Source organism: Acidobacteriota bacterium (assembly GCA_016700075.1).
GTDB lineage: Bacteria > Acidobacteriota > Blastocatellia > Pyrinomonadales > Pyrinomonadaceae > OLB17.
Genome location: CP065000.1, coordinates 675,807 through 696,765, shown reverse-complemented (window position 1 = coordinate 696,765; position 20,959 = coordinate 675,807). Strand labels below are relative to the sequence as shown.

Annotated in this window: 22 protein-coding genes and 1 tRNA gene; 10 read left to right on the top strand and 13 right to left on the bottom strand. The window is 52.2% G+C overall.

All coding sequences use genetic code 11. From position 1 onward, the window contains the following. Positions 1-6: 6 nt before the first annotated feature. Positions 7-1,152, top strand: coding sequence for a lipid-A-disaccharide synthase (gene lpxB, locus IPM50_03345; GenBank protein ID QQS33632.1), 1,146 nt, complete (start codon positions 7-9; stop codon positions 1,150-1,152). Here the strand turns inward: lpxB and lpxD are convergent. Genes lpxD through pdhA form a run of 6 tightly spaced genes read right to left on the bottom strand, consistent with a single transcriptional unit; the run spans position 1,124 to position 6,673 of the window. After that, on the bottom strand, positions 1,124-2,140 hold the full coding sequence (lpxD, locus tag IPM50_03340) for a UDP-3-O-(3-hydroxymyristoyl)glucosamine N-acyltransferase (GenBank protein QQS33631.1): 1,017 nt from the start codon (positions 2,138-2,140) through the stop codon (positions 1,124-1,126). The genes lpxB and lpxD overlap by 29 nt on opposite strands. Positions 2,141-2,172: 32 nt before the next feature. After that, the gene (locus tag IPM50_03335; protein ID QQS33630.1) at positions 2,173-2,469 is read right to left on the bottom strand and encodes a hypothetical protein; all 297 of its coding nucleotides are present in this window, start codon (positions 2,467-2,469) and stop codon (positions 2,173-2,175) included. A 32-nt stretch (positions 2,470-2,501) separates the two neighbouring features. Further along, positions 2,502-3,497, bottom strand: coding sequence for a DMT family transporter (locus IPM50_03330; protein QQS33629.1), 996 nt, complete (start codon positions 3,495-3,497; stop codon positions 2,502-2,504). Further along, positions 3,427-4,710, bottom strand: coding sequence for a pyruvate dehydrogenase complex dihydrolipoamide acetyltransferase (locus tag IPM50_03325; protein QQS33628.1), 1,284 nt, complete (start codon positions 4,708-4,710; stop codon positions 3,427-3,429). The genes IPM50_03330 and IPM50_03325 overlap by 71 nt, the downstream gene beginning before the upstream one ends. Positions 4,711-4,741: 31 nt before the next feature. Continuing rightward, positions 4,742-5,725 (bottom strand): pyruvate dehydrogenase complex E1 component subunit beta, encoded by a 984-nt coding sequence (locus tag IPM50_03320; GenBank protein QQS33627.1) that lies wholly within the window; start codon positions 5,723-5,725, stop codon positions 4,742-4,744. Between the two features lie 18 nt (positions 5,726-5,743). Continuing rightward, positions 5,744-6,673 carry a pyruvate dehydrogenase (acetyl-transferring) E1 component subunit alpha gene (gene pdhA / locus IPM50_03315; GenBank protein ID QQS34444.1) on the bottom strand — a complete coding sequence of 310 codons (930 nt, stop codon included), beginning with the start codon at positions 6,671-6,673 and terminating at the stop codon, positions 5,744-5,746. 325 nt (positions 6,674-6,998) lie between these two features. Here pdhA and IPM50_03310 point away from each other — a divergent pair, with 325 nt between their 5' ends. Genes IPM50_03310 through IPM50_03295 form a run of 4 tightly spaced genes read left to right on the top strand, consistent with a single transcriptional unit; the run spans position 6,999 to position 12,173 of the window. After that, positions 6,999-8,948, top strand: a complete 1,950-nt coding sequence (locus tag IPM50_03310) for a thioredoxin family protein (protein ID QQS33626.1) — start codon at positions 6,999-7,001, stop codon at positions 8,946-8,948. 15 nt (positions 8,949-8,963) lie between these two features. Next, positions 8,964-10,049 (top strand): hypothetical protein, encoded by a 1,086-nt coding sequence (locus IPM50_03305; protein ID QQS33625.1) that lies wholly within the window; start codon positions 8,964-8,966, stop codon positions 10,047-10,049. A gap of 36 nt (positions 10,050-10,085) precedes the next feature. Beyond that, positions 10,086-10,655 carry a cysteine dioxygenase family protein gene (locus tag IPM50_03300; GenBank protein QQS33624.1) on the top strand — a complete coding sequence of 190 codons (570 nt, stop codon included), beginning with the start codon at positions 10,086-10,088 and terminating at the stop codon, positions 10,653-10,655. 15 nt (positions 10,656-10,670) lie between these two features. Next, positions 10,671-12,173: a glycosyltransferase family 39 protein gene (locus IPM50_03295; GenBank protein ID QQS33623.1), complete on the top strand. Its 1,503-nt coding sequence runs from the start codon at positions 10,671-10,673 to the stop codon at positions 12,171-12,173. Positions 12,174-12,179: 6 nt separating this feature from the next. Here the strand turns inward: IPM50_03295 and IPM50_03290 are convergent, their stop codons facing one another. The 3 genes from IPM50_03290 to IPM50_03280 all read right to left on the bottom strand — a co-directional run bounded on the left by IPM50_03290 (position 12,180) and on the right by IPM50_03280 (position 15,037). Further along, a complete protein-coding gene (locus IPM50_03290) occupies positions 12,180-13,577 on the bottom strand; it encodes a cysteine--tRNA ligase (protein QQS33622.1) in 1,398 nt (465 codons plus the stop codon). Positions 13,578-13,987: 410 nt separating this feature from the next. Then, on the bottom strand, positions 13,988-14,404 hold the full coding sequence (locus IPM50_03285; GenBank protein ID QQS33621.1) for a hypothetical protein: 417 nt from the start codon (positions 14,402-14,404) through the stop codon (positions 13,988-13,990). Between the two features lie 75 nt (positions 14,405-14,479). Continuing rightward, positions 14,480-15,037, bottom strand: a complete 558-nt coding sequence (locus IPM50_03280) for an HNH endonuclease (protein QQS33620.1) — start codon at positions 15,035-15,037, stop codon at positions 14,480-14,482. A 168-nt stretch (positions 15,038-15,205) separates the two neighbouring features. Between IPM50_03280 and IPM50_03275 the strand changes: the two genes are divergently transcribed. Then, positions 15,206-15,784 carry a hypothetical protein gene (locus tag IPM50_03275; GenBank protein ID QQS33619.1) on the top strand — a complete coding sequence of 193 codons (579 nt, stop codon included), beginning with the start codon at positions 15,206-15,208 and terminating at the stop codon, positions 15,782-15,784. Here the strand turns inward: IPM50_03275 and thiL are convergent. Continuing rightward, the gene (gene thiL, locus IPM50_03270; protein QQS33618.1) at positions 15,781-16,737 is read right to left on the bottom strand and encodes a thiamine-phosphate kinase; all 957 of its coding nucleotides are present in this window, start codon (positions 16,735-16,737) and stop codon (positions 15,781-15,783) included. The genes IPM50_03275 and thiL overlap by 4 nt on opposite strands. Positions 16,738-16,819: 82 nt before the next feature. On the opposite strand from thiL, the gene IPM50_03265 reads away from it, so the two are divergent. From IPM50_03265 to IPM50_03250, 4 genes are all read left to right on the top strand, one after another. Next, complete coding sequence (locus IPM50_03265; protein QQS33617.1) at positions 16,820-17,305, top strand: MerR family transcriptional regulator; 486 nt, start codon at positions 16,820-16,822, stop codon at positions 17,303-17,305. Positions 17,306-17,356: 51 nt separating this feature from the next. After that, a tRNA-Pro gene (locus tag IPM50_03260) sits at positions 17,357-17,433 on the top strand. Between the two features lie 270 nt (positions 17,434-17,703). Then, positions 17,704-17,958: a helix-turn-helix domain-containing protein gene (locus IPM50_03255; protein QQS33616.1), complete on the top strand. Its 255-nt coding sequence runs from the start codon at positions 17,704-17,706 to the stop codon at positions 17,956-17,958. A 4-nt stretch (positions 17,959-17,962) separates the two neighbouring features. Beyond that, complete coding sequence (locus IPM50_03250; protein QQS33615.1) at positions 17,963-19,033, top strand: site-specific integrase; 1,071 nt, start codon at positions 17,963-17,965, stop codon at positions 19,031-19,033. A 93-nt stretch (positions 19,034-19,126) separates the two neighbouring features. Here IPM50_03250 and IPM50_03245 read toward each other — a convergent pair whose 3' ends face one another. The 3 genes from IPM50_03245 to IPM50_03235 are packed head-to-tail and all read right to left on the bottom strand — an operon-like array spanning position 19,127 to position 20,958. Next, the gene (locus tag IPM50_03245; GenBank protein QQS33614.1) at positions 19,127-19,921 is read right to left on the bottom strand and encodes an ImmA/IrrE family metallo-endopeptidase; all 795 of its coding nucleotides are present in this window, start codon (positions 19,919-19,921) and stop codon (positions 19,127-19,129) included. 4 nt (positions 19,922-19,925) lie between these two features. Beyond that, positions 19,926-20,357 carry a hypothetical protein gene (locus IPM50_03240; protein QQS33613.1) on the bottom strand — a complete coding sequence of 144 codons (432 nt, stop codon included), beginning with the start codon at positions 20,355-20,357 and terminating at the stop codon, positions 19,926-19,928. Beyond that, positions 20,350-20,958 carry a hypothetical protein gene (locus tag IPM50_03235; protein ID QQS33612.1) on the bottom strand — a complete coding sequence of 203 codons (609 nt, stop codon included), beginning with the start codon at positions 20,956-20,958 and terminating at the stop codon, positions 20,350-20,352. The genes IPM50_03240 and IPM50_03235 overlap by 8 nt, the downstream gene beginning before the upstream one ends. Between the last annotated feature and the right edge of the window lies 1 nt (position 20,959).

Below are 20,959 nucleotides of genomic sequence, written 5' to 3'. Positions count from 1 at the left end.
GTCACAATGGAAAAGCCTGCGGATATAATGATCGTCGCCGGAGAAGCTTCAGGAGACGCTCACGCCGCGAAGCTCGTAACAGCCCTGCGTTCGAGCTATCAGGGCGAGATCACGTTCTTTGGATCCGCCGGTCCAAAGATGCGAGAGGCCGGTGTCGAGGCCATCGTTGAGGCGGATGGGCTCTCTATAGTCGGCTTGCCGGAGATCGCTGTCGCCCTGCCCACATTCATTGCCGCGTTTCGCAAACTAAAGCTTGCAACAAAAAACCGAAAGCCCGACATCGCGGTCCTGGTAGATTTCCCTGAATTCAATCTCAAGCTTGCTCGTGCATTAAAAAAGCAGGGAATTGCTGTTGTTTACTACATCTGCCCGCAGCTGTGGGCGTGGCGAAAATACCGCAAGAGCACGATAAAGAGATACGTTGATCTGCTTATTTCGATACTGCCGTTCGAGAAAGAGTGGTTCCATCGGCAGGGAATTGAGAATGTAGAGTACGTCGGCAATCCATTAACTCGAGAGGTGCATGCCGATGTGACCCGAAACGAGTTTCGATCGGAATTCGGTATTTCTCAAGACAGCAAACTCATTGCTCTTCTTCCGGGAAGTCGTTCTGCTGAGGTAAAGAGGATCCTTCCGGTTCTGTCGGCCTGTGCAAGCCTAATAAAAAATGGGTCGCCTGACACCGTTTTTGTGATCGCACTGCCCGGCAAACAAAAGACGCCGGACCAAGGGTTTACTGCGACAGATTCCGGAATCAAATGGGTTTTCGGAAGAACCTATGACGTTCTGAATGCGGCGGATGCGGCCGCCGTCACCAGCGGGACAGCAACCCTCGAGGCAGGAATGATAGGAACACCGATGGCGGTCGTTTACAAGACCTCTGCACTAAATTACAAACTGTTGCGGCCGCTGATCGACGTTGAGCATTTCGGGCTGATAAATCTGGTAGCCGGAAAGCGGGTAGCTCGCGAAATGATCCAAGATGAGTTAACGCCTGAAGATCTGGCAAAAGAGCTGCAGCGTTTGCTGGTGCCCGAAACCAATAGGAAAATGAGGAGGGACCTTGCCGAGGCCGTAGAGAAACTCGGGCATGGCGGTGCATCGAAACGCGCCGCAGAAGCCATTATTCGTCTGCTTGAGAGCCGAGGATAAGTTTGCGAAGCTCCTTGACCTCATCCTTCAGTCGCTTAATGCCTTTTACCATCGCATTTTGCCGTTTGTATTCATCAAGCGGCTGCACCGGCGTACCCCACCAAACACCAGGACGTACTATTTTGCCCGGCAGAACACCGGCCTGTGAGCCGATCACGGCACCGCTCAGAACACGTGCATGGTCGCCCATGCCGACCTGACCGCCAATAACGCAATCGTCCTCGATCACGGTGCTTCCGGAAATACCTGTCTGAGCGGCTATGACAACATTCCTGCCGATCTCCACGTTGTGGGCGATCTGGACAAGGTTGTCGATCTTGGTGCCATCGCCAATGCGGGTTTCGCCGAGAGCTCCGCGGTCGATGCATGTATTTGCACCTATCTCCACATCTCTGCCTATCACTACTCGTCCGACCTGCGGGAATTTCAGATAGCTGCCGTTATGCATTACGAACCCAAATCCATCAGCTCCGATGACGGCACCCGCGTGGATAACGACATTGTCCCCAATGATGCAGTTGTCGTAAACGGAGACGTTGGAATTTAGAACACAGCCTTTTCCGATCCGGACATTGTCTCCTACGCATACACCATCGCGAATTTCAACGCCATTCGCGATCTCGCTTCCATTTCCAATAGAAACGAAAGCTCCTATGCTCACGTTTTCGCCAACCACCGCATTGTCGGCGATGACTGCTGTCGGGTGAATGCCGGGCGAACTCTTTGAAGGCACCAGAATTGCACCCGCAGCGATACAAAATGCCGCTTTCGGGGCTGCAACGACGATAACGCACCCGTCGTCGGGAATGGGGAAGCCTTCCGGTGCGAGAACGCAGCTTCCGCGAGCTCCCGCTCCCGCATCAGCGTTTTCAGTGAAAACAAGTGCTCCATGGCCGGCTTCGGAAAATGAAGCGACTCCTGATATCTCGAGCCCGCCGTCACCGCGCACTTCACCGCCGACCAGTTCTGCAATTTGGAACGCTTTCATCGACTTAAATCTACAACGAATTCCGAGGAATGTCAGGTGGTGTGAATGCCGCGTCCTTCGGCGCGGTCGATAGCGGTTTGGACAAACTCGTCGATCCCGGCTACGTCGATCCGCCCGGCGGCCTTCAAACGCAAAAGTTCTGAGGCGGCATCACCGTCCAATAGATCCAAGTCGGCGAGATCCACAACTACAACGCCCTGCTTTTCGTCGGTTATCTGCTCAGCGATACGTCCGACCAACTTGGCGTCGTCGATGAACATTTCGCCATTGACGCGAAGGATCGTGCGTCTATTGAGGTCATCGTCAAATTGTGTGATGCGCGTAGGCATTAAGGAACAAGGCTATTACGGAGGAGAGAGTATTATGTTTCACGCCGCAATTGACGTTTTGTTGCCAAAAATAGCCCGGCGAATATCAAAGCGGCTGCGAACGCAAAAGATATCGTTACCGCTTCACCTAAAAATATGACCGCCATCACGAAACCTATAAGCGGCTGAAGATAAATGAAAACGGCGACAGTCGAAGGATCGACGCGTGCCAGAGCCCAGGCGTTGAGCAAATAGGGCGTCGCGGTACCCGCGATGGCGATGTAAATGATAAATGCCCAGGTCATACTTCCGATGGATGCGGCATCGATAGATGCGAATGAAATACCGCCCAAAGGAACGCAAAAAACTGCTGCGAAAACGAAAACCCACATCATCGAACGGAACGCGCCGTTTCGAGTGAAAACTTGTTTTGAAAGAGCAACATAGACTCCGTACGAAAAGGAGTTCAGGACGATCATCAGATCTCCGATGGTCGTTTCAGATGAGAACGATGCTTTTCGCGGGTCGATCAGAATGACAACGCCGATCAAAGATAGGACAATACCTGCCGCCTTTATTCCTTTTAGTTTTTCACTGCCGATCGCTGCACCGACCAATATCGTAACGACCGGGATCGTGGCCGCAAGCAGGGAAGTATTAGAAGCTTTGGTCAGCGAAAGCCCGCCAATGAACAGAAGCTGATTGAAGGTCACGCCCAGAAAGCTGAGCACAAAAAGGTGGAGGTAATCACGCTTTTCCGCAAGCCACAATCGGCGGCGATATGCCTGTATCACGAAAAGCACGCCGGCGGTTATCCCTACCCGAAAGCCGACCAAGGCGACGGCCGGAACAACCGCGAGGACGGATTTCGCAATGACGGGGAGCGAACCGAACAGAGCCTGTACGGCGAGGAGGGCACCGTACGCTGCCGCTGCACCCTCTCCGGACCTTGTTGCGTTGTGAGGCGTAGAAATCGTTTTACACCAGCAGGATCGCCGGCTGTTCGAGCATCTGTTTAAAGGTCTGCAGGAACTTTGCTCCGGTCGCACCGTCAACGACACGGTGGTCGCAGGACATAGTGACGTTCATTATGTTACGGACCACGATCTGGCCGTCCCGCACAACGGGCGTAGGCGTTGCACCGCCGACGGCAAGAATACCTGCCTCAGGCGGATTGATGATCGCCGTGAATTCTTTTATGCCGAACATGCCGAGGTTCGATATGGAAAATGTCGCTCCCGTGTATTCTTCGGGCTGGAGCTTGCGCGATTTCGCCTTGGCAGCGAGGTCTTTGATCTCAGCGGCGATCTCCAGGAAGCCTTTGAGATTAGCCCCGCGGACGACCGGCGTGATCAGGCCTTCCTCGACGGCGACGGCAACTCCGATGTCCGCCTGCTCATAAAACCGTATCGCCTTGTCCTGATAAGATGCGTTGACGAAAGGATGCTTAACCAAGGCCATGGCCGCGACCTTGACGATGATGTCATTGACGCTGACCTTCTCGCTTTCATCAACTGTCGCATTGATAGCCTTGCGGAGTTCGAGGGCGTTGTCCATCTCGATCTCAACAGTCAAGTAGAATGTGGGGATCGGGCCGATCGATTCCGCCAGACGGCTGGCGATGACCTGTCGCATCTTTGAGGTTGGTTCGTCGCGAAACGGCGAAGCACCGACAACCGTCGAAGGAGTGAAAGGTTTGACCGCCGCCTTGGGTACACCGCCGGCAAGGGCCTTTTCAATATCACGCTTGATGATGCGCCCGTTCGGTCCTGATCCTGCAACTAATCCCAGATCGATACTGTTTTCGGCCGCCATGCGAGCCGCGATCGGCGACACTATCAGCCTGCCGCCGTTAACGGAAGAATCGTTCGAAACCATTGTCGGAGGCGTTTTCGCCTCGGCGGGCGGCTGTTTTTCCGATGTAGAAGCTGGGGTCTCGTCTTTGGGGCCTGCTGAGGCAGGCGGTTCTGCCTTGGCGGTGCCATTCGTGGAAACTTCGCTTAAAAGTCCCGATATGTCCTCACCAGGCTTGCCTATAATTGCTATAACTTCGCCGAGCGCAGCGGATTCGCCGGCGCCTTTAAGGATCTTCAGGAGCGTGCCGCCGGAAAGAGCGGTCATTTCCATCGTTGCCTTGTCCGTATCGACCTCAGCGAGCGTCTCATTGGCTTCGAAGGCATCGCCTTCGTTTATCACCCAACGAGAGATCTGGCCCTCTTCCATCGTGGGCGACAGCTTCGGCATTAAGAATTTTTCAGCCATATGCGTGGAGAGCGGACATCATTGCCGCCGACTAGAGATAACAAACTTCCTTTACTGCTTCGACTATCTTCTCGACGCTCGGCAATGCGGCCGCTTCAAGGTTCTTTGCATACGGCATCGGGGCCTCGACGGTCGATATACGCTTGACCGGAGCATCAAGATGATCAAATGCCGTGTCCATTACCTGATATGCGATCTCAGCACCGACAGATGCGAATGAATGCGATTCCTCGGCAATCACGAGTCGATTGGTTTTCTTCACCGAACCGACGATCGTATCGATATCCAGCGGCTTGATCGTCCGCGGATCGACCACCTCGCATGAAACGTCGAATTCTTCCTTGATCTTTTCCGCAGCCTGCAACGCAAGCGGAACCGTCATCGATCGGGCGACGATGGTGCAGTCAGTGCCTTCGCGCTTTACATCGGCGACGCCGAGCGGAATGGTAAAGTCCGCTTCTTCAGGGACCTCGCCCTTCATGCCGTACATGCGCTCCTGCTCCATGAAGATCACGGGATTGTTGTCGCGAATGGCGGACTTTAAGAGGCCCTTGGCATCGGCGGCAGTTGAAGGCATTACGACCTTCAGACCAGGAAAGTTGGAATACATTGCCTCAAGGGCGTGAGAATGCTGCGACGAAACTTGAAATGCGGAACCGTTAGGTCCGCGGAAAACTATCGGTACATTGAACTGCCCGCCTGACATATAGAGCATCTTGGCGGCGTGGTTGATGATCTGATCCGACGCAAGAACGGAGAAATTCCACGTCATAAACTCCACGACCGGCCGGAGTCCAGCCATTGCGGCACCGACGCCGACCGCTGCGAAGCCGAGTTCCGTGATCGGCGTATCTACCACACGCTTGCTGCCGAACTCCTTCCAGAGCCCGCGCGTTACTTTGTAAGCGCCGTCGTATTCGGCGACCTCTTCGCCGATGATAAAGACGTTCTCGTCTCGTTTTAGTTCCTCGCGCAAGGCCTCGTTCAGCGCGTCACGAATTGTAAGTAAAGCCATATTTGAATTCTTTTTGGATCAAACCAAAACGTCCGTCAGCAATTCACTTTCCGGCGGAAAAGGACTCTCTTCCGCAAACTTAACTGCCCGCTCCACAGTTTCTGCGGCTTTTGCCTCAATGGCATCGAAATCTTTGTCGCCCAACACTTTCGCTTCTTGGAGGCTGTCCTTGAAAAGTACGATCGGATCGCGTTCCTGATATTTTGCGATCTCTTCGCGGGTGCGGTAGTTTCCGGGGTCCGACATCGAGTGGCCCATGTAGCGATACGAACGAACTTCGAGAAGCGTCGGAAGTGATTCGTTTCGAGCCCGCTCGATCGCGCGAAGCGCCGCGTCGCGGACCGCCATGACATCCATGCCGTCCACGAACTCGTTCGCCATTTCATATGCGTCGGCCTTCTTCGCAATGTTGCGGGTACTCATTGCTCGTTCCTGCGATGTGCCCATACCGTAATGGTTGTTTTCACAGATGTAGATGACCGGCAGTTTCCAAAGCTGTGCCATGTTAAGAGATTCGTGGAAAATGCCCTGATTTACTGCCGCTTCGCCAAAGAAACATAGTGTGACCTGGCCGCTTTCTTTGTATTTTGCAGCGTATGCCATGCCGGTGCCGACGCCGATCTGTCCGCCGACGATCCCGTGACCGCCGTAAAACTCATGCTCTTTTGAGAACATGTGCATCGAACCGCCTTTGCCTTTCACGCAGCCGCCGATCTTTCCATAAAGCTCGGCCAAAACCGCCTCCGGCGCGATGCCTTTCACCATTGCCTGAACGTGGTCCCGATACGATGTTATGACCATGTCGCTCGGCTCGAGAGCCATCATCGCCCCGGTGGCGATGGCCTCCTGACCGATATACAGGTGGCAAAAGCCGCCGATCTTGCCCATTCGGTAGACCTCGGCGCACTTTTCTTCAAATCGCCGGCCCAACACCATCTGATAGAGCATTTCGCGCAGCAGTTTTTTGTCCGTACGCTTGATGGATTCGATCTGGGAAGCTCGCCGAGCTTCGTATTCAGCTTGCGCGAGTTCGACCTTCTCTTTCTCAGCTTTTTCGCGAGCCAAAAGGTCTACGACATGTTCATTTTCTGCCGTTTTGCCGTTCGATCCGTTCTGTGTTTTTTTTGCTGATCCTTCGGTCAGCGTTGCGGTCTTTGACAAGTTTGTGTGTTCCTCCGTTCGAAAACCGTAAATGCTTCAAACTTTTATTATAGGCGAGCCTCAACAGGTCTGTAAAATTAGCGGTTTTCAATAGACGCGGGATATTGGCGTAATGTTAGAATCAAAGTTTGCGACTGTTGCGATGATCGAACGAAGCCTAAATTGTTTATTTGTGTTGGTGTTCGCTGCCACATTGGCGGCGGCTCAGCAACTGCCGATCAAATGGTCATTGAATGCACCGAAGGAAAAGGCTCAACTCGACGCCGGCGAAAAGGTCACGGTCGAACTTCGCGCGGAGCTGGATAGCGGCTGGAAACTTTATGCTCTCGATCAGCCGCCCGGCGGCCCGATAGCGACAACTATCAAGGTCCCGGAAGGCAAGAGCTATTCTATCGACGGAGAAATTTCCGCTCCAAAGCCGATCGAAAAGATAGATCCACTTTTCACCGGCGACGACGGTAAACCTCTTAATACAAAATTTTACGATTCGGCGGTCGCGATCCCGGTTTCCGTTAGGGCCGACGCAACTTTGTCTGCGAGCGATATCGCATTGGACGTTCGATTTCAGGTCTGCAACGCCGAGGTCTGCCTGCCGCCGAAAACACTACGCGTTTCATCTTTAGGCGCCGAGGAAGTGCGCAGTTCCGGCCAGGCCAAGCCCGCTTCCGATCCGAACGCCGGGCAGCAAACGACAGGCACAGCATTTTCTCAACAGCCTGCCAATATGGACATTTGGCCGTTCATTTGGCTGGCGATCACGCTCGGGGCATTATCGCTGCTGACGCCTTGCGTCTTCCCGATGATCCCAATCACGGTCTCTTACTTTACGAGTCATTCTGCCGGGAGCCGTTCCAAATCAGTCAAGTTCGCGACGATCTACTCTCTTGGTATAGTTGCGACATTCACCATTTTGGGTATGCTCTTGGCGATCTTCGTCGGAGCCGCAGGGATAAACATTTTTGCCGCCAACCCTTGGGTAAATCTCCTAATAACAGCGATCTTCCTCTTTTTCGCATTTAACCTGTTCGGTGCTTACGAGATCGCAATTCCCGCCGGAGTTCTGACCACGCTGGACAAACTGACGCGGGCAAAAGAAGGCGAGGGCGGCGGCATTGTCGGTGCGTTGCTGATGGGCCTGACGTTTACTCTAACGTCGTTCACCTGCACATCACCTTTTGTCGGCACGATCCTTGTTTCTGCATCACAGGGCGACTGGCAGATGCCGCTGATCGGGATGCTTGCATTCTCGACGGTTTTTGCATTGCCATTCTTCGTTTTGGCACTCGCGCCGCAACTGTTGTCACAGCTGCCGAAGGCCGGCGGCTGGATGAACTCCGTCAAAGTATCGATGGGTTTCCTCGAGGTTGCGGCGGCGATGAAATTCCTATCGAATGCGGACCTCGTATGGAAATGGGGCATTTTCACGCGCGACGTCGTACTTGCCGTCTGGATCGCCATCGGCATTGTTTTGACGGTCTATCTTTTGGGCAAATTCCAACTAGCTCATGATTCACGGCCGGAACGCATCGGCTCGATACGAATGATCTCTGCCGTGATCAGCTTAGCAATCAGCTTCTATTTGTTGACCGGCCTTTTCGGTGCAAAGCTCGGTGAACTTGAGTCATTTCTGCCCCCGGATCTAAACAAGAATTCAGCCCGGTTGTTCGGCGGCGGAAAGGAAGAACTCAAATGGATCGTAAACGATTTTGACGGGGCAATGGCCAAGGCACGAACCGAGAACCGCCGCGTATTTCTTGATTTCACAGGATACACCTGCACGAATTGCCGCTGGATGGAAGCCAACATCTTCCCGCTGAAGGAGGTCGAGGACGAAATGCGAAATTTCATTCTCGTCCAGCTCTACACGGATGGCAACGGCCCTGTTTACGAACGAAACCAGCAGATGGAGCAGGACATGTTCGGAACCGTCGCCTTGCCGTTCTATGCTGTATTGGAACCCACGGGTGCCGTCGTCTCAACATTCCCGGGCCTGACCAGAAACTCTTCTGAGTTCGTTGACTTTTTGCGAAAAAGCCAACAAAATCAGAGCGTTATTCAATAACAGTTCCGAAACAATATGTTCAAGTATCTCGTCGGTGCAGCGCTGATGTCGGTGTTCGTTTTTGCGTCCGTCGCTTTTGCCCAGCTGTCCATTCAGGCTATTGACGTCTCAGGCGACAGCATTTCTAAAGGCTTCAATGCGGGAAGCAGTTTTCCTTGCTCAAACGGCGACCAAGAGCAGTTCAACTGGCTGACGAGCAGCACCAGCGGATCGAATCTTTGTTCGGCCGGCAGCGAAGGCGTCTTCAGCATCCGCGAACGGCTTCAGTGTCTGTCGGGCACAGGCATCTTGGCACGAACGCCTAGCAGTGCGGCATCCGGGGCGACGCTGTTGAACAATTTTGCGTCGCAGGCAGCGAATGTTCGCACCTATCTTGACGCTCAATCGGGGCAGAAGCTGGCGGCGGTATTCCTCGGCCATAACGATAATTGCTCGGGAACGCTGACGAAGATCAACGCTTCATGCTCAAGTGCCGATCTCGATCCGAACAACCACTGCAGAACGCGCGACGAGGCGTTCGAACGCGAGTTGCGCAAAGGCCTCGACATTTTGATCACCATCGCAAACACTCGGGTGGGTGTTGTTGCTCCGGTTCGTGTTTCGCAACTTTGTAATTTCACAACCAAATCAAATTGCCAACTCAGCGGAACCTGCCAATTCCTGTGGGGCGCGGTCAACATTTGCGGGTCGCTGACACGCGGCTGTTCCAATACGCAGATAACCGATGCGTATAACACGATGAAGAGTTATCGTCAGATCTTGAAACGTGTCACCGAGGAGTATGCTGCGATACCGATCGGCGGTTCGTCGCAAGTGATCTCGATCGGCGGCCAGACCGTCGGCGGAGCGATGAAATCTTTCGGTGTCGATGTTGTCTATACCGATGCTCCTTGGTTCTACAAGTTCAGTTCAAATCAGTTGTCCTGCTGTGATTGCTTTCATCCATCGGGAGCAGGGCAGAATACACTTGCGAGGCTATTGACGACGGGCTTAACGTGTTCGCGCCTAAATCCATGTTGCCGCGATACGGGCGACCCATTAACTGAAGGCCGATGTTCGCAGACCGAAAGGAAAATGGTGCACTACCGCGGGTTGTTCTAGTTTTTTCGGCGTACACTCTGATATTATTTCACCGAAATGATAACGATAGACAGATTGGTCGAAGGCCTCAAGAAAATACCGGATTCTGATTTTACGTGTGACGGCGTTTACGGATTTCTGGCAGCAAATCCTATTGAGACAGGTTCGCTCGAACGATTTCTTCACTGGAGCCCGGATTTTTATACACGAAATCTCATCTTCAAAGATGATCGGTTTGAGATGATGGCGATCTGCTGGGAACGAGGACAGGCTTCGCGAATCCACGACCATGCAGGCCAAATGTGTTGGATGACCGTCCCTATCGGGAAACTGTATGGCCAAAATTTCGCCGTCTCTGAGATCGACGAGGCCACGGGCCGCTGCTGTCTGCGGGAGACGACGTCTTTCGCCCTGTCGGACTGTTTGACCGCGAAGGTAGAACTCGAAGAGCCGATACATCAGATCTTTAATCCCGTTGAGTACGGCGAACGTGCAGTAAGCGTACATATCTATTCGAAACCCTTCGATACCTGTCTCTCATTTTGCCGTGACTCGGACACCTACAAGGAAGTTTCGCTTTGCTATACGAGTATCGATGGCGTCCTCTGTAATGGTGTAAATCTCTAGCCTCAGATCAACTAGATGAATCGAAACTCCACGGTGATTATCGGCGTCCTCGCGGTAGCGTTCGTCGCTTTTCGCCTGTGGGGTTTGTCGGACCAGTGTCTTTGGTTCGACGAAATATTCAGTGTCCATGCCGCTGAGACCGCCTTTCCCGGGTTTTTTTACTTCCTTGCAAAGGACCTGATCCATCCGCCATTTTTCTATCTTTTACTGAAATCGTGGATGTTCGTTGGCGGCGATGGGCTGTTGTCGCTCCGTTTGTTTCCGGTCGTGATCGCCTGTCTGGGGTTGATACCATTCATCGCCTTGTGCAGGGAACTCAAACTTCCAATTGCGACACAGGCTCTCGCATTGTTCCTGATCGCCGTCAACGGCACGCTGATCAAATATGCACAGGAAGTGCGAATGTACAGCCTGCTTATGACGCTGTCGCTGTTTTCGCTTTGGCTTTTCGTGCGGCTCGTCAACAGCAGTAAAGGCATCGCAGTTTTGACCGTGGTGAACATTCTACTCGTTCACACGCATTATTTTGGTTGGTTCGTCGTTGTTGCCGAAGCGGTGGTGCTCGTTTGGTATCGGCGTGAAAAGCTTGTCGCTGCGAAAGCAATGTTCGGCGTTACCGCGATCGCCTTTGTTCCATGGACCATAGCCGTGGCAAATGCCGCTGCCGGCGGATCATCGCTCGGGCAAAACATCGGCTGGATGTCGCGGCCCGGTGTCGTCGAAGTTTTCAACTTTGCGTTCGACGTTGTTGAACCATTCTACTATCAGATTAGCAGCGGAGAACCGAGCACTTTGCTCTATATCTCGGTGCCGATGCTCCTGCTGATAGCTGCGGCAAAGTTGGGATACTTTATCGGCGAAAAGGACGCGGAGAGCAGACAGGCATTTTATATGCTTGGCTTTCTCGCCGCAATACCTGTTTTTGTAGCATTCGCCGTAAGCTGGCTGATGCCGCATTCGATCTGGGGCTCGCGTCACTTGATCATAGTTTATGCGCCGATGCTGATACTGACTGCGATCTTCTTTACGGGGATCAGGTCGCAGAAACTCAGGATCATCGCAGTCGGGTCACTTGCCGCATTGACCGCTGCGGCTTTTGTAGTGCAAACAACGCAGCCGCGAGCGGAATATGCCTGGTGCGTGATGGACGATGTTTCTCGCGATGCGGAGGAACTTGGGGCGAAGGAGATCGCAGTTTTCGAAGATCTGCTTGCGTATCATCTGTGGTTCGAGAACCGCAGAGCTCAGCCCGATCAGATAAAGGCAACTAAGGTCTCCGGCGTTGACGGTATCAATGAGGACGCCGCCTATTTTCTTCCGAGAGGATTCGACGGCATCGGAAAGAAAGATATTTCAGAGGTCTCGGCTGAAAACGTTTGGCTCCTTTTCCGTTCAGAGAATTTGAGCGAAACCGAGCCGCCGCTTCGCAATTTCCGTACTCGCGGCTACAACATCGCGAGAAAAAAAGAATACAAGGTCACGGGTGAGACGGTCTTCGTCGTCGAACTCACTAAGTAGATCCCGCTACTTCCGCTTCCATCGCACGCCGTCTTTTGTGTCTTCCAGAATGATGCCCCTCGCGGCGAGTTCGTCGCGGATCTCGTCAGATCGTGAGAAGTCGCGGTTTGTACGTGCCTGTTGACGTTCTTCGATCAGAGCTTCGATGTCGGCGTCGAGTAGTTGATCGTCCTCGGGCCCAAATATGCCGAGCACCGCGTCGAATTTTGCGACAGCATCTATCACGGCGTCCTTTTCTTCGGCCGATATGCGGCGAGAGCTCATGATGATGTTCACTTCGCGGACCATGTCGTGAACGGCGGCGAGAGCAGCGGCGGTATTGAGGTCGTCGTCCATTGCGACGGTGAATTTTCGCAATGCCAGCATCACTAGTTCGACCGCCTCGCGTTCATCGCAATTGCCGTTGCTTTCCTGCACCAGCGAACGGAAGTTCCGCAGCCGTTCGACCGTGGATTCGGCGCCTTGCAGGCCTTCAAACGTGAAATTGAGCTGCTTGCGATAGGGAACTGAGAGCAATAAATACCGTATCGCAAGCGGCGAATAGCCCTGTTTTGCTAAGTCCCGGAACGTGAAAAAGTTTCCTTTCGATTTCGACATCGTGACGTCGTCGATCTTGAGAAACTCGCTGTGGATCCAGTATTTTGCGAACTGCTTGCCGGTCGAACCTTCCGATTGGGCGATCTCGTTCTCGTGATGCGGGAACTGCAGGTCCTGCCCACCGGCGTGAATGTCGAACGTCTCGCCGAGATATTTCATCGCCATTGCGGAGCATTCAATGTGCCAACCGGGCCGACCGCGGCCGAACGGTGCGTCCCAGCCGGGCTGCTCGTCTGTGCCTACAAGTTTCCACAATGCAAAGTCGCGGGCGTCTTCTTTGTCGTATTTATCGGTGTCGATGCGTTCACTGCCGCCGGTGATATTGCCTTCGAATTTGATCTTCGACAGCTTGCCGTATTCGGGGAACGCCGTGATGCGGTAATATATCGAGCCGTCGGATTCGTAGGCGTGGCCGTTTTCAAGCAGCCTAGCGATAATTTCGATCATTTCGGCGATGTGATGGGTCGCCCGCGGCATAATTTCGGGCCGTTCGTTGCCGAGAGCGTCGAAATCCTCAAGAAAATACTGCGTAAACGGTTCGGTAAATTCATCTATAGAGATATTTCTCGCCGCCGCTTCGTTGATAATGCGGTCGTCGATGTCCGTCAGGTTCATTACGTGCGTCAGCTCATATCCCTTGAATTTCAGATATCGCCGCAGCACATCGCCAAAAACGAACGTGCGAAAGTTGCCGATGTGTGCAAAATTCCACACCGTCGGCCCGCAGATATACATCCGTACCTTGCCGTCCTCAAGCGGCTGAAATTCCTCGATCTGACGCGATAAAGTGTTGAAAAACCTGAACATAAGATATCTTCCGGCGAATTGGCCGACACGGTTGCGAAAACTGCGTCTCCTTTCCAGCTTTGCGTTAAATTTTCACGCAAACCCGCCAATAACGCAATCCCAACGCTCGATACACCCTCAAAACAAGGCAAGGAAACATTTTTTTAGTATCAGGAAACATTTTCTAAGTGCTTAGAAACATTCTCTAAGTGCTTAGAAACATTTTCTAAGCGTTTAGAAACATTCTCTAAGTGCTTAGAAACATTTTCTAAGCGTTGAGAAATATTCAATAAACGTGTAGAAACATTCTCGAAGTGCTTAGAAACGTTCTTTTAGTGCTTAGAAACATTCTCTAAGCGTGTAGAAAGATTCTTTTAGTGCTTAGAAACATTTCTTAAGTATCAGGATATCTGCTAAGGACGTCATATTTGCTAGTTTTTGATGTCCGGAGGCAGGAATTTCGCCCTCGCGGCGTCTGAAAAAAGCAGTTCGCGGGTATAAAACCTCAGCGGAAGGTCCTTATCGTGCGTTTTGATCAGCTCGTTCGCCTTTTCGAGCAGCGAAAGGCCCTCATTTGCGGCGTTGAACTCAGCAACTGTCTTGATCCAGAACACCGTAAGCGTCTCGTGATAGGGCATTTCCTTTGTCAGATCTAGTCCGAAACCGTTTTCGAGCAAGTTTAGTATGCCTGAACGCATTCTACCGACCGCCGCCGTTTCGCCGAGATCCTCGACGTAAACCAACGCAACGGCGAGGTGTTCGGCGTGTTTCCACGCATTACGCGCGATCGCTGCGGCTTCAAATTTCTCCGCCAGCTCGCGAATTTCTTCCTCGGTATTGAATCTCATAGCTTCAGAATCATAAAAAAACGACCGCGGGTCGTTCCCCGCGGCCGTTCTTATCCCATGTTTTTGACGTTTCTGCTACGCTGCCATCACTTCAGCGTCATCATCAACGTCGTCCATGAACAGATATTTTCGCCACTCGGGCCGGTTTTCCGCGTAATGACACAGCAAAACGTGGTCGAGCCCCAACCGCAGCAGTTTTTGGCTCGTCAGCAGCGGCATTCGAGCCTGTTCCGGCGTGCGGTTGCCTTTACGCTGATTGCATTTCACACACGCGGTCACGAGGTTCTGCGGCGTCGATTCGCCGCCCTGCGCCCGCGGGAAAATGTGATCCAGCGTGAGGTCTTTTGCATGCCGATGCTCGCCGCAATACTGACATCGGTAGCGATCGCGAATATAAATTCGCGCACGCTTCATCGTCGTCTCGCGGTTGTTGCGGCGAACGTGAATGTAATGCCGCAGACGGATAACCGACGGTACAGGAAACGTCGTCGAAGGCGAACGCAGGACGTTATCGCCGTCGTTCTCTTCTACAAAGATCGCTCCGCGAAACCACAGACACACCGCTCTCGCGACACCAACGGTGCCGAGCGGCTCGTACGAGAAATTCAGTAATAGTACCCTGCTTGTCAGCAACTCTCAGCCAAAACCTCCTATTGCAGATATTTAACAGTAATTCTTCGATTCTGTAAAGCACAATATTTTGTTGCTTAAGAAAGATTTAAGCCTACATCTCGTCGCATACATCTGCGGACTTGGGAACCATCGGCACAATTGCACGCGGGAGTATGCTAAATTGTCGGCATGCCATCGCCGCTTGACAGGTTCATTCCGCAGTTCGATGTTCGGGAGAGATTTGAAAGGGAACTGCACGCCCCGGCTGATGTCGTAATGCGAACCGCGAAAGAATTCGACCTGCAGTCGATCGGCCTTATCCGGCTGATAATCAAAGTGAGGAAATTTATTTTGCGGGGAAGTCCGGACCCGCCGCGGCGTCCCGTGGGGCTTTTTGAGGAGTCGCTTGAGATGGGCTGGGGATTGCTCGATGAGGTTCCTGACCGAGAGATCGTCTGCGGAGCCCATTGTCAGCCGTGGACGGGAGATGTTGTTTTTACACCTATTCCGCCTGAAGGCTTTTTCTCATTTGATCGACCCGATCAGGTCAAGATCGCTTGGACGCTGGAGGCAGAGCCGCTATCGTCCGATCGAACATTATTCATCCACGAGGTAAGGGCGGTGGCAACGGACGAGTCTGCTCGACAAAAATTCCGCAAGTATTGGAGATGGGCGAGGTTCGGAATTACCGCAATAAGACTGCTGCTTTTGCCGGCCATTAAGAAAAAGGCTGAGAAAGAATGGCGGGTAGAGCAGAAGAAAGCCTAAAAATGGGCAAAGCCCTTCGGTGCCAGATCATTTGATCTGCCTTCGTTGAGAAGCTTCATTCCATTCTCCAATGGAGTGATCACGCCTACCTTTGTTAAATTTCGAGTGTCCAGCAGGTTTTCCTTTTCGGGCGGAACCGTAAAAAGAAGTTGAAAATCCTCGCCGCCGTTCAATGCAAGTTCTAGAGCCTCAATTGAGGAGACGAACTCCAACAGATCCGGATCGATCGGAAGTAGGTTAACCTCAACCAGGCATCCCACCATACTTTTTTCACAGATGTGGAAAAGATCTGTGGAAAAGCCATCACTTATATCAATTGAAGAGGTTGCTAAGTTATGTTTCTGCAGATAGTTACCCAGATATATCTGAGGTGTCGGATCGAGTTGATATTTTATAAGCCGGCTCTCAGGACGTGCGGCATTTGCCTCAGATCTCAACCCTTTTTCCAGTAATTGTAAGCCTCCGGCCGAGCCCCCTAAAGTCCCCGACACATAGATCAGGTCGCCGGGCCGAGATCCGCTTCGCATCAATGCATCTCCCGAGGGGACATCGCCGCTGACGATCGAGTCAATTACGAGCCTATCAGGCGAGCGTGATATATCGCCTCCGATCAGCGTGACGCCGTATTCATTGGCCTGCGAATGCCAGCCTTCATAGAATGCATTAAGAAAATCACTCTTCCACAGTATTTCCGGGACCGCGATCGACAGCATCGCCCAAGTCGGGGTCGCCCCCATAGCGGCTATGTCCGAGAGAGATACACAAAGAGCCTTTCGGCCCAAAAGGAACGGATCGGTCCATTCCAGGCGGAAATCTACGTCCTCAACCAGCATATCCGCGGTGATGACCATGTCAGCTGCGGCATCCTTAGGTATCACTGCGCAGTCGTCGCCGACAAAGTTAAGGGAATACTTTGACTTGAGGTCCAGTATGAAGTCCGTTTCGCTCTTCATGTGTGATTCAATTGACACAAGTGTCGTATATGCATAAAATAACGACTCATCTTAAGATTAAACTTTAACACGTTCAACCTCTATGAAAAATGAACCTGTGGAAATTCCGGACAAGCTGTTTTTCAAGATCGGCGAGGTTTGCGACCTTGTTGGTGTCCAGGCACACGTTTTGCGTTACTGGGAAACGGAATTCTCAATGCTTTCGCCGCAAAAGAACAAATCCGGTCAGCGAAGCTACCGTAAAAAGGATGTTGAAACGGCACTGCGAATAAAACAGCTGCTCTATGACGATATGTTCACTATCGCAGGAGCCCGTAAGAAATTGATCTCAGATCAGCGTGAGTCAAATCGTCCGAAAATGCCGGTGGCGGCTTCCGCAGTCAGTTCATTGCATGATAGTGAGGCACCGACGCTATTTGATTCGCTCCCGACGGAATTCGCGCACGCATCGTCAGCCGCCGGCGGCTTGGACGAGAAACAGGCCAAAGCCTTGCAGGCGATATCGAGCCATCTGCATGAACTAAAAGAAATGTTGAACCGAGACCCGCTTGCAAACGAGGCCCTCTAAGCAAAGGGTTTGACAAAAGCCCGATGCCAACTTAACCTGAAAACTGTATTTCGGGACGTAGCGCAGCCTGGTAGCGCGTTCGCTTGGGGTGCGAGAGGTCGTGAGTTCAAATCTCGCCGTCCCGACCAATAAACACGGGGCTTTCAGCGATTGCTGGAAGCTCCATTTTTTTGACTTGGTTGCAGGTTGGTTGCAGTATTCTTTTTGTCATCGATTTTCCGCTCAAAACTCCCATAAATCATCACCTTAGATCACGCTGGTTCAGAAACATTCTAGGGCTGGTGCAAAACTGGGCCGAGTGGCGCATTTTTGCCGTTTTAGCCGTCGAGGCGGGCCTTTTTAAGGCCTTATGAGCTGAGGCACGTACATTGCAAAAAGGGTGATCGGAGGATCGGGGTATGGTTGAAATAATAACGATAGAAAAAGCTGAACTGATTCGCTTGATCGATAATTCCGTCGCGGGGGCAATCGAGAAAGCTATTCATTCATCGCAGCCGCCACAGATTATGACGAAGTCCGAAGTCGCGAAGTACTTGAAAAAATCTAGTGCAACGATCAATCGATGGATGCGAAAGAATGGTTTACCGTTCCACGGAGTCGGCCGGCCAACTTTTAACAGAACTGAGGTGGATGCCTGGTTAGCGAATTACTAAGCGTATGTCAGTTTTTAAGAAATATAACGGTAAGCGGATCAACGCTAAACATCCAGCCTATTCGACCGCTCGTTGGTGGGTATACAGACGAGTTAAAGGGCACAAGACGATTCATCAGGTTATTCCGACAGCCCGCACTAAGGAAGAAGCTGAACTCGCCGAGCGGCAACTGGTCAAGCAACTATTCGACAGATCATTCGGACTAACAGATACGACTGTAACTTTTGGAGACTTTGTAGAAACAACCTATCGAAAGTATGTAGAGCAAAACAACGTCAATAAGGGAGCGAAGAATCTTTACATTAAGCTTCTTTTGAAACACCTAAAGGATCAACCTCTGCACACCATTACGCCACAGGATTGTCGCGATTGCAGGAACAAACTTCAGTATGGGAAAAACCAGCGAAAAAAGAAAAGTTCGATATCTCCTTCCTCGATCAATAGGATCATGTCAACTTTGTCGAAGATCTTCAGTCTCGCTTGCGAAGAGGACGTTCTTGATCGCAACCCAATGCAGTATGTGAAGGCCTTACCAGAACCACCGCCAAGAAAGCGCCTACTCACGACCGAACAAAAGAAAGCTCTTTGGAAGGAACTTGAATCCGATCAGCTACTTTACAGGCTTGTCCAATTAGCCGTTAACATGCCGTTGCGCCGAGGCCAACTATTGGCTTTGAACGAGGAGGTGATTGATTTTGAGAATCAAAGAGTGTGGGTAATTGGTTCGAAGGGACGACCTCCGCGATCCGTTCCGATCAATGCAACTGCGGCATCGGTATTACGGGACCTAATCGCCGATAAACAACTACCATTTCCAATTGTCGATTTTCGAAAACGCTGGCATCCGGTTCTCATAAGGGCCAAGATCAACAAGCCAGACGGAACAAGAGAAGAAAACTATCATTTTCACGATCTTAGAACCTACTTTGCCAGTGAGCTTATTCGAAGGAACACCAATCCTCTAATAGTTCAAAATCTGTTCGCTCACTCAGACATGAGCATCACAAACATTTACGCCGAGACGGATGCTGATTTGATGCTTGACGCAGTTAAGCGGCTCGACGACGTGCAATAGACTTTGCTATCGGCAGAACTCGGCGAGCAATCGTTTCGGATTCCAATTTATTTCACGTGACACTTGCTCATCGTCAAGCTAATAGTGGGCGGCTCAACTGTCTTCAAAATCTAGTTCCTCGGCTTCTTGATCGAGGTCGACCAGTTGCTGTTCATTCCTCCACCAGAGGAGTGACAGGACCGTGTCGTCGTACACCTTGACCGAGTCCTCGCAAACCTCGTAGTGTTTCGATCTTGGGTGGGTGAACCAGTCGCTCGCTTGGATGTCTACGGGGTTTGTTTGCGGCGTCTTCTGGTTAAGCATCTCTGCTGCGTTTGTGTGGGCGCCTGGCTCGTCGTGGAGTTGGATCCCGTCCGGAACGTCGCGATCGCGAAACTTCCATTTCACACCATTGCTTGTCGAGCATACCAGCATCGACGAGAACGATCCGCTTTCTACTAGTCGGATCGCTGTCGCGGTAAGACTGGTTCGAAACTCTGCGCACAACTCCCGCACAGAATCGAAGGTGATCGGCCGGTTCTTCGCGGCGGGAGCAAACAGAAACGAGGGCATCAGCAGGTCAGCGGCGAAGCGGTTGGCGCTCCGCTCAGGGTCGTCAACCTTCCAACCGGTCAATAGATCCCTTTCGCTACAAATTAGCGTTGAAAGCTTTCCACGATGGATCATCCAGTGACCGAGCTCGTGCGCGACCGAGAATCGCTGCCGAGCGGGCAAGCCCGAACTGTCGACCGTAATGAACGCACGATCGCCCTTACCGATGATCCGTGCAGCACTGCCGTGCAACTTCTCCTTTACAACCAAAGCTCCGTAGTAGTACGCGATCGCCTCGATGTCGATCTCCGCCGGGGAGTCGACCGGCAGGTCTTCGAAGATCTTCTTGACTGACACCGGCTTATTGCTCAAGTTTCTCCGTATCGGACTGGAGTTCCAGTAGCTGTTTCAGCGCCCCATCGAGGTCTTCGTCGGGCATGCTTTCGTATTCGCAGAACTGCAGGGTCAACTCCTGTTGGCCAAAGCTCAGCGACTCGATCAATTTCTGGATCAGACCCCGTTTCTCGGCAGGGGTTTGGGGTAGTTCGTATGTCTGTGTCCGCAACCGCTCACTCTCTGCTTCATACTCACGGCGCGCCTGTTCGAGTGCCAGTTTCCTTCCCTCCTTGATCGTGTCCATCAGAACCGTATGGATCTGATCGACATTGTCGCCGTCTCCCCGAATCGCCTCTTCGACCTCTTCATCGGACATGTCGATGACCGAGTCCGCCAAGGAGCTCATCAGATTGAAATATTGTTCGTCGTAGTTATTCGGCATCAATCGATCACCCACGTTGGAACGCCTTGCGCAATTTTCGAAGCATCCATATCCGCTGTGTTTCGTACTCCTGCTCGCTGAGCTCGAGAGCCTCTGCGATCTCCGATCCCTTTAGCCCCTCGCATATTCCGTCGAGGATCAATACGGCGACGTCGCGCTCTTCGATAACCTTTCTTGCCATTTCCAATTTCTCACGTTGCTCAAGTTCCTTTTGTATATCAGGAGACTCTCCGGCGACTTGCTCTATGGAAAACGACGTCCGTCCTTCGTCATCAACGGAAATGAGCTCGGCCTCGACAATCGCTTCGCTATCGTGGACGGCTTCCTTCCAGTTTGAGGCGACGCTTCGCATGTTGAGCAATAGCGTTCGCATTAGGTCGACCCGTTCCTTGTACCACTTACGCCCGTCGGGCCGGTAGAAAGCCAGGATCGTTTCCCTGAGCAGATCTCCCCAATTTCGACGGACCGCCTTCCGCCCGAGGCCGTTGATGTAATACCTGGCCGCACGTTCAAGCCGTTTCTTGTCCGTACGCGTCAACGCATTGATTGCTGCCGTGATCTCATCCTGAGTCGCTACAGTCTCATTCGGATCGTGGCGGGAGTCGTTCATTGCCATC

Bases quoted from the DNA above. Each gene is read 5' to 3' on its own strand.
- lpxB (QQS33632.1), top strand. From the start codon at position 7: ATGGAAAAGCCTGCGGATATAATGATCGTCGCCGGAGAAGCTTCAGGA.
- lpxD (QQS33631.1), bottom strand. From the start codon at position 2,140: ATGAAAGCGTTCCAAATTGCAGAACTGGTCGGCGGTGAAGTGCGCGGT.
- IPM50_03335 (QQS33630.1), bottom strand. From the start codon at position 2,469: ATGCCTACGCGCATCACACAATTTGACGATGACCTCAATAGACGCACG.
- IPM50_03325 (QQS33628.1), bottom strand. From the start codon at position 4,710: ATGGCTGAAAAATTCTTAATGCCGAAGCTGTCGCCCACGATGGAAGAG.
- IPM50_03320 (QQS33627.1), bottom strand. From the start codon at position 5,725: ATGGCTTTACTTACAATTCGTGACGCGCTGAACGAGGCCTTGCGCGAG.
- pdhA (QQS34444.1), bottom strand. From the start codon at position 6,673: ATGCTCTATCAGATGGTGTTGGGCCGGCGATTTGAAGAAAAGTGCGCC.
- IPM50_03310 (QQS33626.1), top strand. From the start codon at position 6,999: ATGTTAGAATCAAAGTTTGCGACTGTTGCGATGATCGAACGAAGCCTA.
- IPM50_03305 (QQS33625.1), top strand. From the start codon at position 8,964: ATGTTCAAGTATCTCGTCGGTGCAGCGCTGATGTCGGTGTTCGTTTTT.
- IPM50_03300 (QQS33624.1), top strand. From the start codon at position 10,086: ATGATAACGATAGACAGATTGGTCGAAGGCCTCAAGAAAATACCGGAT.
- IPM50_03295 (QQS33623.1), top strand. From the start codon at position 10,671: ATGAATCGAAACTCCACGGTGATTATCGGCGTCCTCGCGGTAGCGTTC.
- IPM50_03290 (QQS33622.1), bottom strand. From the start codon at position 13,577: ATGTTCAGGTTTTTCAACACTTTATCGCGTCAGATCGAGGAATTTCAG.
- IPM50_03285 (QQS33621.1), bottom strand. From the start codon at position 14,404: ATGAGATTCAATACCGAGGAAGAAATTCGCGAGCTGGCGGAGAAATTT.
- IPM50_03275 (QQS33619.1), top strand. From the start codon at position 15,206: ATGCCATCGCCGCTTGACAGGTTCATTCCGCAGTTCGATGTTCGGGAG.
- thiL (QQS33618.1), bottom strand. From the start codon at position 16,737: ATGAAGAGCGAAACGGACTTCATACTGGACCTCAAGTCAAAGTATTCC.
- IPM50_03265 (QQS33617.1), top strand. From the start codon at position 16,820: ATGAAAAATGAACCTGTGGAAATTCCGGACAAGCTGTTTTTCAAGATC.
- IPM50_03255 (QQS33616.1), top strand. From the start codon at position 17,704: ATGGTTGAAATAATAACGATAGAAAAAGCTGAACTGATTCGCTTGATC.
- IPM50_03250 (QQS33615.1), top strand. From the start codon at position 17,963: ATGTCAGTTTTTAAGAAATATAACGGTAAGCGGATCAACGCTAAACAT.
- IPM50_03235 (QQS33612.1), bottom strand. From the start codon at position 20,958: ATGGCAATGAACGACTCCCGCCACGATCCGAATGAGACTGTAGCGACT.